The organism is Streptomyces hokutonensis (assembly GCF_042751305.1).
GTDB lineage: Bacteria > Actinomycetota > Actinomycetes > Streptomycetales > Streptomycetaceae > Streptomyces > Streptomyces hokutonensis_A.
On record NZ_JBHYWD010000009.1, the window covers coordinates 173,144 to 187,728 of the forward strand.

Consider the following 14,585-nt stretch of genomic DNA (forward strand, 5'->3'; position numbering starts at 1 on the left):
TGGTGTCCGAGGGGGGACTTGAACCCCCACGCCCGATAAAGGGCACTAGCACCTCAAGCTAGCGCGTCTGCCATTCCGCCACCCGGACAAGGTGTCTGTCGCGCGTGGTTTCCCCCGCGGCGACGAAGGAAACATTACCAGGCTTCCAGGGGTGGCCGATCACCCCCTGTTCCCACCCCCGTCCCGCGTGAACGGCGTGTGACGGGGGCGGACCACCCTTGGGGTGCGGGCCGGGGAGAGGGAGGATGAGGGGGAACCGCCGGCAGTGACAGCAGTGGGAGGAAGCAGCGTGAGCGACACGGACACGGCCAAGGGCGTCACCGGTGAGGACGAGGTCGTGGACCTCTGCCGCGAGCTGATCCGGATCGACACCAGCAACTACGGCGACCACTCGGGCCCGGGTGAGCGCAAGGCGGCCGAGTACGTCGCCGAGCAGCTCGCCGAGGTGGGCCTCGAACCGAAGATCTTCGAGTCGCACCCGGGACGCGCCTCCACGGTGGCCCGGATCGAGGGCACGGACCCCTCCCGGCCCGCGCTGCTCATCCACGGCCACCTGGACGTCGTACCGGCGAACGCGGCGGACTGGACCCACCACCCCTTCTCCGGCGAGGTCGCCGACGGGTGCGTGTGGGGGCGCGGCGCGGTCGACATGAAGGACATGGACGCGATGACCCTGGCGGTCGTCCGCGACCGGCTGCGCAGCGGGCGCCGGCCCCCGCGCGACATCGTGATCGCCTTCCTCGCGGACGAGGAGGCGGGCGGTACGTACGGGGCGCGGCACCTCGTCGACAACCACCGGGAGCTGTTCGACGGCGTCACCGAGGGCATCAGCGAGGTCGGCGGGTTCTCGTTCACGGTGAGCGATGAGCGGCGGCTCTATCTGATCCAGACGGCCGAGAAGGGCATGCACTGGCTGAAGCTGACCGTGGCCGGTACGGCAGGCCACGGGTCGATGATCCACCGGGACAACGCGATCACCGAGCTGTCCGAGGCCGTCGCCCGGGTCGGCCGGCACAGGTTCCCGGTGCGGGTCACCAAGACGACCCGGGCCTTCCTCGACGAACTCGGCGACGCGCTCGGCACCCCGCTCGACCCCGAGGACATGGAGTCGACCCTCAAGCGGCTCGGCGGCATCGCCAAGCTCATCGGCGCGACCCTCAGCAACACCGCCAACCCGACGCAGCTGAACGCCGGTTACAAGGTCAACGTCATCCCCGGCGAGGCCACCGCGAACATCGACGGGCGCTTCCTGCCGGGCCACGAGGAGGAGTTCCTCGCCGACCTCGACCGCATCCTCGGCCCGAAGGTCAAGCGCGAGGACGTGCACTCGGACAAGGCCCTGGAGACCTCCTTCGACGGTCCCCTGGTCGAGGCCATGCAGTCCTCACTGCTCGCCGAGGACCCGACCGCGAAGGCGATCCCGTACATGCTCTCCGGCGGTACGGACGCCAAGTCCTTCGACGACCTCGGCATCCGCGGCTTCGGCTTCGCCCCGCTCAAGCTGCCGCCGGAGCTGGACTTCGCTGGCATGTTCCACGGCGTCGACGAGCGGGTGCCGGTGGAGGGGCTGAAGTTCGGGGTGCGGGTGCTGGACCGGTTCATCGACGCGTCGTGAGACGCGGGTGACACCGGTTGACGCCTGAATTCGACCGCGCGTGCGGGAGGCGACTGGGACGAGTGAATGTGCTCATAAGCTCGTAGCTCCATTACTCCCTCCTCGTTACAGGTGATGCGATCGGCAACACGAGATCGCTTTTGCCAACAAGGAGGAATAATGATCAAGAAGGTCGTCGCCGCTGCGGCTGCCACTGGTGGCCTGGTTCTCGCGGGAGCGGGCCTGGCCGTCGCCGACTCGGGCGCTCAGGGTGCCGCCGTGCACTCCCCGGGTGTCGTTTCCGGCAACGTCATCCAGGTTCCCGTGCACGTCCCGGTGAACGTGTGCGGCAACACGATCTCGGTGATCGGTCTGCTGAACCCTGCCTTCGGCAACACCTGCATCAACAAGTGACGTCGTCCCACTGAGGGGTGACCACATCCTCGGCCCCGGAGCGCGCGCCATGCGCTCCGGGGCCGACGGTCTTTGCGCGAGAAACCGAGCGGGAAACCGAGCGAGAAATCGAGCGGGAAGTCGTTCGAGAAGTCGCGTGAGGAAATTCAGTCAGGAATGAAGGCAGGGGGGAATTCAGCAATGCGACAGGTCACGCGAAAGAGCTTGATGACCATGGCGGCGGCGACCGGGGTGATCGCCGCCGCGGGCGGTGTCGCCCACGCCGACTCGGGCGCGAGCGGCTCCGCCTCGGACTCGCCCGGCGTACTGTCCGGCAACACCGTGCAGGCACCGGTGCATGTGCCGGTCAACGTATGCGGCAACACCGTGAACGTGGTCGGGATCCTCAACCCGGCGGTCGGCAACAAGTGCGCCAACCCGGGCGGCGGCAGCGGGCACGGCCACGGCCACGGGGGTTCGGGGGGTCACGGCTCGTCCGGGGGGTACGGCGACTCGGGGGGTTACGGCAACTCCGGAGGCCACGGCGGTTACGGCGGCTCGGGCGGGCACGGGGACTCCGGCGGGCACGGCGCGCACGGCGGCTCAGGGGGCTCGTACGCCGGCGGACACACCTCCGGCTCGCCCGGCGTCGGCTCGGGCAACCACGTCCAGGTACCGATCGACGTGCTGGTGAACGTGTGCGGCAACAGCGTCGACGTCATCGGCGTCGGCAACTCCGCCACCGGCAACGACTGCGCCAACGGCGGCGGCCGGCACGACGGCGGCCACCACCACGGGACGCCTCCGGGCGGTGGCGGGCAGCACGGTGGCGGGGGCCACCACGGCGGAGGCCACGACGGTGGCGGCGGACACCACGGTGGTGGACACCACGGTGATGGGGGCGAGCACGGCGGCGGTGGTCACCACGGGGGTGGCGGTCACCACGGCGGCGGTCACCACGGCACGCCTCCGGGCGGCGGCCACGGGACGACCCCGCCGGGGACGCCGGGCCACCCGGGCACTCCGGGCCACGCCGGAACTCCCACCCACCCGGGCACTCCCGCCCACCCCGGTTCGCCGGGCGGCATCTCTCCGGTCAACGGCGGTCACACGCCGACCGGCGCCGCGCACGTCACCCAGCCCGGCGCCGCGCAGTCCGCCGTCCAGTCGCAGGGCGCTCCGCAGCTCGCGCACACCGGCAGCGAGCTGCCGCTGGGCCTCGCGCTGCCGGTCGGAGCGGGCGCGCTGCTCGCGGGCGCGGTGCTCTACCGCAAGGCGAAGGCCATGGCCTAGCGCCTGGGAACAAGCATCCGGGAACTGGGAACAGGCGCCCGGGAACATGTGATCTGCGCAACGGAGGGGCCCCGCACAGCCGGGGCCCGCTCCGTTTCGCCCGACTCAGCTCACCACGTGGCACGCACCTGGCGGATGATCCGCCGGCGCAACCGCACCCTGCGGCTGCCGTCGCGCAGCAGGCTCAGTCGGTCCAATTCCCAGTGTCCGTACTCGGCGTGGTCCGTCAGCAGACGTGTGGCGTCCTTGCGGGAGACCCCGCGCGGTACGTACACGTCGACAAATTCGTATTCCGGCATCGCATCTATTGTGCGGGCAGAGCCCCTGTACGGATAGCGTCTGCACTATGTCTGATGCTGCGCAGCCCACCGCTGCCGAGGTACGCGCCGCCGCCGAGGCGGTCAAGACCGCGCTCGACCGCCACCTGGCCGCGGTCGAAGGCCGGTCGGGGGAGGACGACCCGGCCGTCTACGAGGCGTTCAACCAGCTCGCCGCGGCGGCCGAGGTCTACGACGAGCTGCTCTACGACCGTTATGACGAGGTCACGCCTTTCGAGATCCCCGGTACCGACGACTCCCTGCCGCCGTACACCGGCCCCGAGGAGCCGAACGCGGTGAGCGTGCTGATCCGTCGCGACTACGCGGTGGCGGAGCCGCAGCGACTGCTCGCCCAGGCGCAGCGGGTCGAGGCGGCGGTCGGCGACGGCACGGGTACGGAGGCCTCCGGCACGATCCATGGCGCGCTCGGCATCCTCTTCGACGAGTTCGAGGCCGACGAGATCGCCTCCCGGCCCAAGGAGTTCGGCCTCGAGGAGGGCGACTCCACGCTGTGGGTGACCGCCTCCGACGAAGCGGCCGAACCCGGCGCCTGGCTGGAGGCCCCCTTCGAGGGGGTCGATCCGCAGCGGGTGGTGTGCCGATTCGACGTCAGCGCGGTCTTCGACGACGAGATCGACGACGATCTGGACGACCTCGACGAGGTGGACGAGCCCGGGGCGGAGATCGAGGACGGAATCGAGGACGAGCTCGATCCCGACCTCGACGCGGATCTCGACGAGGACGAGGACCTGGAGGCGCTCGAAGCGGACCGCTGAGCCGCGCCTCGCCGTACCGACTGTGACGAACGACGACGGCGGCGGTCACGGAGGAAGCCCTCCGGGACCGCCGCCGTCGTGGTGTTCAGCTCCCGACCGGAACCTGCGGTCGCAGCAGCACCGGCAGGCGGGTCGTGCGCGGCTTCGCCGGGACCTCGGCGACGGCCCGGGGCAGCGCCTGATCGACGCCGTGCACCACGGAGAGATGACGGTCCGCCCGGCTGAACGCCGTGTACACCCAGGGCCGGCTGAGGGCCTGCGCCGCGTCCCCGGGCAGCACCACGACCACGGCGGGCCACCGCGCCCCGACCGCCTGATGCGCGGTCAACGCCCACCCGTGCCGCACGGACTGCTCCACCCGCTCCTTCGGTACCACGACCAGGCCGTCGGGGCAATCGAGATGCAGCCCCTTGGCGTCGGCCGTCAGCACCCGGCCGGAGACCGTACGCCCCGGGGCGGGGGAGTACGCGACCCGGTCACCGGGGTCGAAGCCGCCGAACCGGCCGGGGCCGGGGTTGAGCCGCTCCTTCAGCGCCACGTTGAGGGCACGGGTGCCGGCCGCGCCGCCGTGGCCCGGTGTGATCACCGCGGTCTGCTCGGCGGGGACGCCGATCACGCGCGGCACCGAGTCGGCGACGAGCTGCACCGTCCGGTGCACGGCCTCGCCGGCGTCCCGCACCGGCACGATCACGACCTCCTTGCCGGGGGCCTCCACCTGGTTCAGCTCGCCGATGCCGATGCCGGAGACCAGTTCGCCCACGGGACCGAGGTCGGGGCGGCGCGAGACCACGTGGGGGCAGGCCCGCGCGGCGAGCAGATCGGCGAAGACCCGCCCGGGGCCCGCAGACCACAGCACCGCCGGGTCTCCGGCCAGCACCAGCCGGGCGCCGTCCGGCAGCGACTCGGTGAGCAACGCCGCCGTCTCGACGTCCAGTTGAGGCGCGTCGAGCACGACGAGGAGATCCAGGTCCAGGGCACCGTCCGTGTCCCGTCCGGGGCCTTCGGCACCGGCCAACAGTCCGGCCACGGTTGCCACTTGGGGTCCGTCGCCGGGCCCGGCACCCTCCGCGTCCGCCTCCGCGGACCGCGTCAGCAGCTCGGCGAACCGGTCCCGGCCCACAGGGGTGTACGCGGCGGCCCAGGCGCGCAGCCCGAAGCCCGCTGCCGCGTGCAGCAGCGCGGCCGGTTCCTCGTGGGAAGCCTCGCCGCCGGTGTGCAGCACCAGGCCGTGTCCCGCGACCGCGCGGATCAGCTCGCCGGTGGACCCCTTGGCGGCACCTGCCTGCTCCCACTCCGCCGCCGAACCGTCCTCCTTCGGCACCGAGTTGATCAGCTTGGCCAGTCCGTCGGCGAGGCTCTCCTCGGCGAGCGCGTACCGCTCCAGGCCGATCAGCACCCGGACCGGACGCTCCGCGCCCTCTTCTGCTTCCGCCTCGTCGTCCGTGCGCTGCACCGGGACCGCGGGTTCGTCCAACGCGTCCTGGAACACCAGTACTTCGCCCTCCGCGATGGCGCTCTGCGTCGCCGCGTCCGGGTCGGGCACGCCCTGCTTGGCCAGTGCGGCCGTCAACGCCGAGGCCTCCAGGGCCGTGTGCCCCGCCAGGGCCGCCTGCTCCAGGAGCCAGCCGGTGACCGACCGGCCCCGCCGCTCGTCGTCCGGCGCGCACTCGGCGCCGAGCAGCGCCCGCGCGAACCCGTCGGCCTGCTCGGGCCGCACTCCCGCGACGCGCAGCAACTGCCAGGGATCCTCGCGGAGTCGGTCGTCCGCGCCCTCGCCGAGGGCCGCCGCGACCTGTGCCGCGAGGGTCTCGGGGGCGCCGCCTTCGGCCAGTACCCGCCGTACGGTTGCGACGGTCTCGCCAGCCGGAGCGCCTGGCTCGGCCGCGACGGGCTGGGGTCGCCGTACCGCCTCAGGAGTGGCGGACGGGCGCGGCGCGGGCTCCGGCGTGGCGAACGCGGTGGCCACGGGCTTCTCGCCGCTCTCCACGGCTCGCACGGCCGCGAGCAGATCGGCGGCCGTGCCGCTCAGCTTGGTCCCGGCCGCGATGGGCCCGGCCTTCTCCGCCTTCCGCCGCTCGATCCGCTCCCGCTCCAGCCGCTGCGCGAGCAACTCGGCGGCGGCTTCGGAGAGTTCGGGAGTGGCTGCCAGCTCCGTGGTGGCCTCACCGGCGGCTTCGGAGCCCTCAGCGGTCGTGGCCTCGGCACCCTCACCGGCCTCCGTGCCGGTGCCCGTGTCCTCGGCGGCGTCCGTCACGGCGTCCCGCGTCACCTCCGTGTCCTCGGCCGGCGAGGTCTCCGTGGTCTCCGGGTCCGTGCTCACAGCGTGCTCCAGTCGTGATCGGGATAGCGGTGCAGAGGCGCCGACACATCGTCGAGCGCTCGGCAGATCTCGTCAGGAAGACTAAGCGCCTCCACTGACAATGCGGCCGTGAGCTGCTGCGCGTTGCGCGCGCCGACGATCGGGGCGGCCACCCCGGGCCGGTCGCGGACCCAGGCCAGGGCGACCTGGAGGGGTGTCACGGCGAGCCCGTCCGCGGCCGTGGTCACGGCGTCCACGATGCGGCTCGCCGTGTCGTCGAGGTAGGGCGCGACGAAGAGCCCCATGTGGTCCGAGGCGCCGCGCGAGTCGGCCGGTGTGCCGTTGCGGTACTTGCCGGTGAGCACCCCGCGCCCGAGCGGCGAGGAGGGCAGCAGTCCGATGCCCAGGTCGAGCGCGGCCGGCAGCACCTCGCGCTCCACGCCCCGCTGCAGCAGCGAGTACTCCAGCTGTGTGCTCGCCAGCCGCGTCCGCGTGCCCGGCGCCGCCAGCTGCCAGGTCGCCGCCTTGGCGAGCTGCCAGCCGCAGTAGTTGGAGACGCCCGCGTAGCGCGCCCGCCCGCTGCTGACCGCCAGGTCGAGGGCCTGGAGGGTCTCCTCCAGCGGGGTGAACGGGTCGAAGGCGTGGATGTGCCACAGGTCGACGTAGTCCGTGCCGAGGCGGGCCAGCGAGGCGTCCAGCGCGGCGAGCAGATGGCCGCGCGAGCCGTCGAAGCGGCGGTCGGGGTCGGGCACGCTCCCCGCCTTCGTCGAGATGACCAGGTCCCGGCGCGGCACGAGCCCCTCTATGAGCTGTCCGAGCAGGTACTCGGCCTCCCCGTCGCCGTACACGTCCGCCGTGTCGACGAGGGTGCCGCCGGCCTCCCAGAACGCCTTCAAGAGGTCCGCGGCGTCATGCTCGTCGGTGTCGCGCCCCCACGTGAGGGTGCCGAGTCCGATCCGGGACACACGAAGGCCGGTACGGCCGAGATGCCTCTGCTCCATGAACGCCGAGATTACTGGCCTGAACCTGGCCTGTGGTTGCCTGTGGATAACCGATTTCCACGATGATCCACAGTCCCTCGCACGGCACGCTCCGTGACCACTCACCGGCACCCGTCCTGTCCGCCCGCACCACCTCGCGCTAGGGTCGGCACAACAGCGACGTTACTGATGGGTAAGGGGTCTGCCATGCAGCTCGGGATCAACCTCGGCTACTGGGGTGCCGGAATGGACGGCGACAATCTGGCCGTGGCCCAGGAGGCCGACCGCCTCGGCTACGCCGTGTGCTGGGCCGCCGAGGCCTACGGCTCCGACGCGGCCACCGTGCTCACCTGGGTCGCCGCGCAGACCGAGCGCATCGACGTCGGCTCGGCCATCTTCCAGATCCCGGCCCGCCAGCCCGCGATGACCGCGATGACCGCCGCGACCCTCGACTCCCTCTCCGGCGGCCGCTTCCGCCTCGGCCTCGGCGTCTCGGGCCCGCAGGTCTCCGAGGGCTGGTACGGCGTCAAGTTCGACAAGCCGCTGGCCCGCACGCGTGAGTACGTCGAGATCGTCCGCAAGGCGATGACCCGTGAGCGGCTGTCGTACGACGGCGAGCACTGGACGCTGCCGCTGCCCGGCGGCCCCGGCAAGCCCCTCAAGCTGACCGTGCACCCGGAGCGCGAGCACATCCCGCTGTACATCGCGGCGATCGGCCCGAAGAACCTGGAGCAGACCGGCGAGATCGCCGACGGCGCGCTGCTGATCTTCCCGTCGGCCGAGCACCTGGAGGACACCGCCGTACGGCACCTGCGCGCCGGGCGCGAGAAGGCGGGCAAGACCCTCGAGGGCTTCGACATCGTCCCGACGGTCCCGCTCGCCCTCGGCGAGGACAAGGACGTCGAGAAGCTCGCCGACACCTTCCGCCCGTACACCGCGCTGTACGTCGGCGGCATGGGCAGCCGGCAGCAGAACTTCTACAACAAGCAGGCCCGGCGCATGGGCTTCGAGGAGGCGGCGACCGAGATCCAGGACAAGTACCTGGCCGGTGACAAGGACGGCGCCGCCGCCGCCATCCCGCACGACCTGATCGACAAGACGACGCTCCTGGGCTCCGTGGACCGCATCGCGGACCGGATGAAGGAGTACGCGGCGGCCGGAGTCACGACCCTGACGCTCGCCCCGGCGGGCTGGACCCTGGAGGAGCGGATCGCCGCCCTCCGCGCCGGAACCGAGGCGCTGGAGCGCGCGGGCCTCGCGTAACGCGACTGCGCCGTACGGAAGTTTTCTACGGCCGTGGTGGGGGCTCGGGGGGTCTTCCCCGCCACGGCCGTCACGGGGAACAACGCGCCCGGGCCCTTGCGGTTACGCCCCCGTCGGGATATCGGCGGTCCTCCTTTTGGCGGAGTCGTCCGACACAGCTGTTGCAGCACCTCTGGTGCCGCATTTGACTCGTTCTTTGCGGATTGCTGCTGATTCTGCAGAGAGGTGCCTCAGATGCTGTCGGCCAAAAGTCTGTTCCAGGAGATCCTCGACGACGACGAGTCCTTCCGGCTGTTCTGCTCCATCGCGGCCAGCGGCGAATCCCAGGGCGGCTGGGAGAACGGGCGCATCGCCGCCCTCGTCCCGCCGGCCGAACGCGACCTCGCCCCCAAGATCGGCCGGCACGGCGCCGACGAGGACAAGCACGGGCGCATTTTCAACGCCCTCATGAAGAAGCGCGGCCTCGAACCCGTCCCGGTGCCCCCGGACACCGACTACACGATGCTCCTGGAGCGGCACGGCATCGGTCTCGCGCACGAGAAGCTCAAGGCCGACCAGCCGCTCACCGTCCAGGACATCGTCACCTACCTCGCGCACAGCCGGGTCACCGAACAGCGCGCCTCCGAGCAGATGGAGCTGCTGCGCAGGCACTTCGCCGATCACCCCGACGTCGGCCGCGCGGTGCGAATGATCTCCAACGACGAGGACAACCATCTCGCCTACTGCCACGAGGAGTTGCTGCGCTTCGCGCGCGCGGGACACGGCCGTACGATCCAGCGGGCCCTGCGCGAGTGCGCGCTCGCCGAGATCCGCATCTACCGGGACGTCAGCCTCGCCGTGATGGCCCACATGGGACGCGTCCTCGGCTGGCCGCGCGCCAAGTCGGCGGCCCTGGCCGCGGGCATCCACGCCGTGTACGCCTACGAACGGCTCGGCGGCTGGCGGCGGATGGTGTCCCTGAGGATGCCGGAACGGCGTGACGCGCTCGGCGGACCGGCCACCGCCGCACCCGAGTTCGCGTGATCCCGAAGAGGCGCGCTACAGCCAGCCGCGCCGCTTGAACGTCCGGTACAACAGCACCTCCAGGGCGACCATCAGCAGGATCACCGCCGGGTACCCCCACAGCCAGTGCAGCTCCGGCATGTGGTCGAAGTTCATGCCGTAGACGCCCGCGATCATCGTGGGCACCGCGGCCATGGCCGCCCACCCGGAGATCTTCCGCATGTCGTCGTTCTGCCGGACGCCGGTCTGCGCGAGATGCGCCGACAGGACGTCCGAGACCAGCCGGTCCAGGCCCTCCACGGACTCGTTGACCTTCATCAGGTGGTCGTTCACGTCCCGGAAGAAGGGCCGCGACTTGTCGTTCACGAACGGCACCCGGTCACCGGCGAGGCCGACACCCGCGAGCCGGGCCAGCGGCTGCGCGAGGGGTCCCGTGGCCCGGCGGAACTCCAGGATCTGCCGCTTGAAGGCGTAGATCCGCGAGGCCGTCGTCCGCGAGCCGCCGCCGGCCGGCGAGAACACCGCCGCCTCCAGCTCCTCCAGGTCGGTCTGCAACTCGCCCGCGACGTCCACGTAGTGGTCGACGACGGCGTCGGCGATCGAGTACAGCACCGCCGTGGGACCGTGCCGCAGCATCGCGGGCTCCTCCTCAAGGCGGTGTCGTACGGCCGCCAGAGGGGACTCCTCGCCGTGCCGGACGGTCACCACGAAGGAGTCGCCCACGAAGACCATGACCTCGCCGGAGGTGACCACGTCGCTGTCCGCCTCGTAGCTCACCGGCTTGAGGACCACGAACAGCGAGTCGTCGTAGACCTCCAGCTTGGGCCGCTGATGGGCGGTCAGGGCGTCCTCGACGGCCAGCGGGTGCAGTCCGAACTCCTCGGTGACCTTGTCGAACTCGTCCTCGGTGGGCTCGTAGAGACCGATCCAGACGAACGCGTCGCCCACCCTGCGGCAGTGGTCGAGGCCGTCGGAGAAATCGCCGGGCCCCTCCGTCCGGCGTCCGTCGCGGTAGATGGCGTAGTCGACGATCACGGTGCGTATTCTCCCGCCGTCCGGCCAAAACCGCACTTCGGTGTGCGCCTACCCTTGGCCCCATGCCCACGTTGATCCTTGTCCGGCACGGACGTTCGACCGCCAACACCGGGGGAGTGCTCGCCGGCTGGACACCCGGTGTCGCCCTCGACGAGCGCGGCAACGCCCAGGCCGCCGCGCTCCCCGGACGGCTCGCCGCGCTGCCGATCGCCGAGGTCGTCACCAGCCCGCTGCAACGCTGCCAGGAGACCCTCCAGCCCCTCCTGGACGCCCGCCCCGAGCTGCGCGCGCACACCGACGAGCGGATCGGGGAGTGCCACTACGGCGACTGGTCCGGCCGCAAGCTCGCCGAGCTCAAGGACGAGCCCCTCATGGAGGTCGTCCAGGCGCACCCCTCGGCCGCCGCGTTCCCCGGCGGCGAGTCGATGCGGTCGATGCAGACCCGCGCGGCCGAGGCCGTACGCGAGTGGAACGCGCGCGTGGAGCGCGATCACGGCGCCGACGCCGTCTACCTCATGTGCTCGCACGGCGACATCATCAAGTCCCTTGTCGCGGACGCACTCGGACTTCATCTCGACCTCTTCCAGCGGATCTCCGTAGAACCGTGTTCCATCACCGCGATCCGTTACACCCGTCTCAGGCCTTTTCTCGTACGGCTCGGGGACACCGGCGATCTCGCCTCCCTGGCGCCGCGCGAGGAGCCCCCGGGCGACGAGGCCACGGTCGGGGGCGGCGCGGGCGCACCGTGATCGTCGGCCGCAGTAGGGTGAAGCGGTCGCAGTAGCGCCGCACTTGTCAGCAGTCGATTCCAATGGAGACAGGACGTGTCCCGTCAGGTGTTCCTCTACGACCCGCCGGACCGCTTCGTAGCCGGTACGGTCGGTCTGCCCGGGCGCCGTACGTTCTTCCTCCAGGCCGCCGCCGGCCCTCGGGTAACCAGCGTGGCCCTGGAGAAGACGCAGGTCGCCGCGCTCGCCGAGCGCATGGACGAGCTTCTGGACGAGGTCGTACGGCGCAGCGGCGGCAGCGCGGCCGTCCCCGCCGTCACCCCCACCGAGATCTCCGACACCCGCCCTCTGGAGACCCCCGTCGAGGAGGAGTTCCGCGTCGGGACCATGGCGCTCGCCTGGGACGGCGAGGAACAGCGCATGATCGTCGAGGCGCAGGCCCTCGTGGAGCTCGACGCGGAGTCCGAGGAGGACCTCGCCGAGGCCGAGGAGCGGCTGCTCCAGGACGAGGAGAACGGACCTCCGATGCTGCGGGTCCGGCTCACCGGAGCACAGGCCCGCGCCTTCGCCAAGCGCGCCCTCGACGTCGTCAACGCCGGCCGGCCGCCGTGCCCGCTGTGCAGCCTCCCGCTCGACCCGGAAGGACACGTATGTCCGCGCCAGAACGGATACCGCCGCGGAGCGTGACCACGGCCGAGCTGCTCGCCAAGGGTGAGCTGAAGGTACGCGGACGCATCCGCGAGGCGTCGAACGCGGTGCTGTTCTGCTCCGTGACGTACGAGGGCCGTGAGGCGTCCTGCGTCTACAAGCCGGTCGCCGGGGAGCGCCCCCTGTGGGACTTCCCGGACGGCAACCTGGCCCGGCGCGAGGTCGCCGCCTACGCGGTCTCCGAGGCGACCGGCTGGGGCCTCGTGCCGACGACCGTGCTGCGCGACGGGCCGTACGGCGAGGGCATGTGCCAGCTGTGGATCGAGGCGGCGGCCGAGTCGGAACTGCTCGCCCTGGTGGACGCGGAGGAGCCCGAACCGGGTTGGAAGGCCATCGGCTTCGCCGAGGTCGGTGAGGGGAAGACGGCCCTCCTGGTGCACGCCGACGACGAGCGGCTGCGCCGGCTCGCCGTCCTCGACGCCGTGATCAACAACGCCGACCGCAAGGGCGGCCATCTGCTGCCCGCCGACGAGGGGCGCCTCTACGGCATCGACCACGGTGTCACGTTCAACGCCGAGAACAAGCTGCGCACCCTCCTGTGGGGCTGGGCGGGCGAGTCCCTGCCTCCGGAGTCGATCGAGGTCCTCCAGGGGCTCAGAGAGGCGCTCAGGGACGGTGCCGGGCTCGCCGGGAAGCTCGCCGAGCTGATCACCGCCGCCGAACTCGACGCCACGCGCGCGCGGGTCGACGCGCTGCTCGCGGCCGGAAAGCATCCCGAGCCGAGCGGGGAGTGGCCGGCCATTCCGTGGCCGCCGGTGTGACTGCATACCGGCGGAGACCGCGCAAGAGCGCCTAACCGGCCGTCCGGCCTGGTCCGGTTCGTATGCGAAACATCCGTCCGGTTACGCTCATGACATGTATGCCTGGCCCGCTTCTGAGGTCCCCGCCCTGCCCGGCAAGGGCCGCGACCTCCGGATCCACGACACCGCGACCGGCGGTCTGGTCACCCCTGACACCGGTCCCGTCGCCCGTCTCTACGTGTGCGGCATCACGCCGTACGACGCCACCCACATGGGGCACGCGGCGACCTACAACGCGTTCGACCTCGTGCAGCGCGTGTGGCTCGACACCAAGCGGCAGGTTCACTACGTCCAGAACGTGACCGACGTCGACGACCCGCTTCTGGAGCGCGCGGTGCGCGACGGCGTCGACTGGGTCGCCCTCGCCGAGAAGGAGACCGCGCTCTTCCGCGAGGACATGACCGCCCTGCGCATGCTGCCCCCGAAGCACTACATCGGCGCGGTCGAGGCGATACCCGGCATCGTGCCGCTCGTCGAGCGACTCAGGGAGGCCGGTGCCGCCTACGAACTCGAGGGCGACACCTACTTCTCCGTCGGGTCCGACCCCAACTTCGGCAAGGTCTCGAACCTCGACGCCGCCGCGATGCGCCTGCTGTCCGCCGAGCGCGGCGGCGACCCGGACCGCCCGGGGAAGAAGAACCCGCTGGACCCGATCCTGTGGCTCGCCGCCCGCGAGGGCGAACCCAGCTGGGACGGCGGCTCGCTCGGCGCCGGCCGCCCCGGCTGGCACATCGAGTGCGTGGCCATCGCCCTGGACCACCTCGGGATGGGCTTCGACGTCCAGGGCGGTGGCTCCGACCTCGCCTTCCCGCATCACGAGATGGGCGCCTCGCACGCCCAGGTGCTGACCGGCGAGTTCCCCATGGCCAAGGCGTACGTCCACGCAGGCATGGTCGCCCTGGACGGCGAGAAGATGTCGAAGTCCAAGGGCAACCTGGTCTTCGTCTCGGCGCTGCGCCGCGAGGGCGTCGACCCGGCCGCGATCCGGCTGGCGCTGCTCGCCCACCACTACCGCGCCGACTGGGAGTGGACCGACGGGGTCCTCGCGGACGCGGTCGCCCGGCTCGGCCGCTGGCGTGCCGCCGTCTCCCGGCCCGACGGCCCGTCCGCCCTGAAGCTCGTCGAGGAGATGCGCGAAGCCCTCGCGAACGACCTCGACGCCCCCGCCGCGCTCGCCGCGGTCGACCGCTGGGCCGCCGTCCAGCGCGACCGGGGCGGCAGCGACGAGGGCGCCCCCGGCGTCGTATCCCGCGCGGTGGACGCCCTGTTGGGCGTGGCCCTCTAGCAACGGCTGACAGAACAGGGGCGGGGGGGCAGGGGGGGGCGGGTCGAGCCCCGGTTTGGAGCGGGTTTTGGGGCCCGCGACAGCAGCGCGCGGGTGGACCAGCAGGGGCGGC

General features: G+C 71.6%; 14 protein-coding genes and 1 tRNA gene. 10 read left to right on the top strand and 5 right to left on the bottom strand.

Features of this window, described 5'->3' with window-relative positions:
• A tRNA-Leu gene (locus tag ACFXC1_RS24475) sits at nucleotides 1-88 on the bottom strand.
• Between the two features lie 201 nt (nucleotides 89-289).
• Between ACFXC1_RS24475 and ACFXC1_RS24480 the strand changes: the two genes are divergently transcribed.
• From ACFXC1_RS24480 to ACFXC1_RS24490, 3 genes are all read left to right on the top strand, one after another.
• On the top strand, nucleotides 290-1,615 hold the full coding sequence (locus ACFXC1_RS24480) for a M20/M25/M40 family metallo-hydrolase (RefSeq protein ID WP_381245813.1): 1,326 nt from the start codon (nucleotides 290-292) through the stop codon (nucleotides 1,613-1,615).
• Between the two features lie 159 nt (nucleotides 1,616-1,774).
• Nucleotides 1,775-2,008, top strand: a complete 234-nt coding sequence (gene chpH, locus ACFXC1_RS24485) for a chaplin ChpH (protein WP_019066065.1) — start codon at nucleotides 1,775-1,777, stop codon at nucleotides 2,006-2,008.
• Between the two features lie 180 nt (nucleotides 2,009-2,188).
• The gene (locus ACFXC1_RS24490) at nucleotides 2,189-3,280 is read left to right on the top strand and encodes a chaplin (protein WP_381245815.1); all 1,092 of its coding nucleotides are present in this window, start codon (nucleotides 2,189-2,191) and stop codon (nucleotides 3,278-3,280) included.
• Between the two features lie 110 nt (nucleotides 3,281-3,390).
• On the opposite strand, the gene ACFXC1_RS24495 is transcribed toward ACFXC1_RS24490, so the two are convergent.
• A complete protein-coding gene (locus ACFXC1_RS24495; protein ID WP_005485166.1) occupies nucleotides 3,391-3,579 on the bottom strand; it encodes a DUF5703 family protein in 189 nt (62 codons plus the stop codon).
• A gap of 47 nt (nucleotides 3,580-3,626) precedes the next feature.
• Here ACFXC1_RS24495 and ACFXC1_RS24500 point away from each other — a divergent pair, with 47 nt between their 5' ends.
• Nucleotides 3,627-4,373 (top strand): hypothetical protein, encoded by a 747-nt coding sequence (locus ACFXC1_RS24500; RefSeq protein ID WP_381245816.1) that lies wholly within the window; start codon nucleotides 3,627-3,629, stop codon nucleotides 4,371-4,373.
• An 85-nt stretch (nucleotides 4,374-4,458) separates the two neighbouring features.
• Here ACFXC1_RS24500 and ACFXC1_RS24505 read toward each other — a convergent pair whose 3' ends face one another.
• Both ACFXC1_RS24505 and ACFXC1_RS24510 read right to left on the bottom strand, forming a co-directional pair.
• Complete coding sequence (locus ACFXC1_RS24505; protein WP_381245818.1) at nucleotides 4,459-6,693, bottom strand: helix-hairpin-helix domain-containing protein; 2,235 nt, start codon at nucleotides 6,691-6,693, stop codon at nucleotides 4,459-4,461.
• Complete coding sequence (locus tag ACFXC1_RS24510) at nucleotides 6,690-7,673, bottom strand: aldo/keto reductase (RefSeq protein WP_381245820.1); 984 nt, start codon at nucleotides 7,671-7,673, stop codon at nucleotides 6,690-6,692. The genes ACFXC1_RS24505 and ACFXC1_RS24510 overlap by 4 nt, the downstream gene beginning before the upstream one ends.
• Nucleotides 7,674-7,859: 186 nt before the next feature.
• On the opposite strand from ACFXC1_RS24510, the gene ACFXC1_RS24515 reads away from it, so the two are divergent.
• Nucleotides 7,860-8,915, top strand: a complete 1,056-nt coding sequence (locus ACFXC1_RS24515; protein WP_359608322.1) for an LLM class F420-dependent oxidoreductase — start codon at nucleotides 7,860-7,862, stop codon at nucleotides 8,913-8,915.
• A gap of 234 nt (nucleotides 8,916-9,149) precedes the next feature.
• Entirely contained in the window at nucleotides 9,150-9,938 is a 789-nt protein-coding gene (locus ACFXC1_RS24520) for a ferritin-like domain-containing protein (RefSeq protein WP_381245822.1), read from the top strand.
• A 15-nt stretch (nucleotides 9,939-9,953) separates the two neighbouring features.
• On the opposite strand, the gene corA is transcribed toward ACFXC1_RS24520, so the two are convergent.
• Nucleotides 9,954-10,952 (bottom strand): magnesium/cobalt transporter CorA, encoded by a 999-nt coding sequence (gene corA, locus ACFXC1_RS24525; protein WP_381245824.1) that lies wholly within the window; start codon nucleotides 10,950-10,952, stop codon nucleotides 9,954-9,956.
• A gap of 62 nt (nucleotides 10,953-11,014) precedes the next feature.
• Here corA and ACFXC1_RS24530 point away from each other — a divergent pair, with 62 nt between their 5' ends.
• From ACFXC1_RS24530 to mshC, 4 genes are all read left to right on the top strand, one after another.
• Complete coding sequence (locus ACFXC1_RS24530) at nucleotides 11,015-11,701, top strand: histidine phosphatase family protein (RefSeq protein ID WP_381245826.1); 687 nt, start codon at nucleotides 11,015-11,017, stop codon at nucleotides 11,699-11,701.
• Between the two features lie 75 nt (nucleotides 11,702-11,776).
• The gene (locus tag ACFXC1_RS24535; protein WP_019066074.1) at nucleotides 11,777-12,367 is read left to right on the top strand and encodes a DUF3090 domain-containing protein; all 591 of its coding nucleotides are present in this window, start codon (nucleotides 11,777-11,779) and stop codon (nucleotides 12,365-12,367) included.
• Nucleotides 12,331-13,149, top strand: a complete 819-nt coding sequence (locus ACFXC1_RS24540; RefSeq protein ID WP_381245828.1) for an SCO1664 family protein — start codon at nucleotides 12,331-12,333, stop codon at nucleotides 13,147-13,149. Before ACFXC1_RS24535 ends, ACFXC1_RS24540 begins: the two co-directional genes overlap by 37 nt.
• A 94-nt stretch (nucleotides 13,150-13,243) precedes the next feature.
• Complete coding sequence (gene mshC / locus ACFXC1_RS24545; RefSeq protein ID WP_262058424.1) at nucleotides 13,244-14,473, top strand: cysteine--1-D-myo-inosityl 2-amino-2-deoxy-alpha-D-glucopyranoside ligase; 1,230 nt, start codon at nucleotides 13,244-13,246, stop codon at nucleotides 14,471-14,473.
• Nucleotides 14,474-14,585 lie beyond the last annotated feature (112 nt).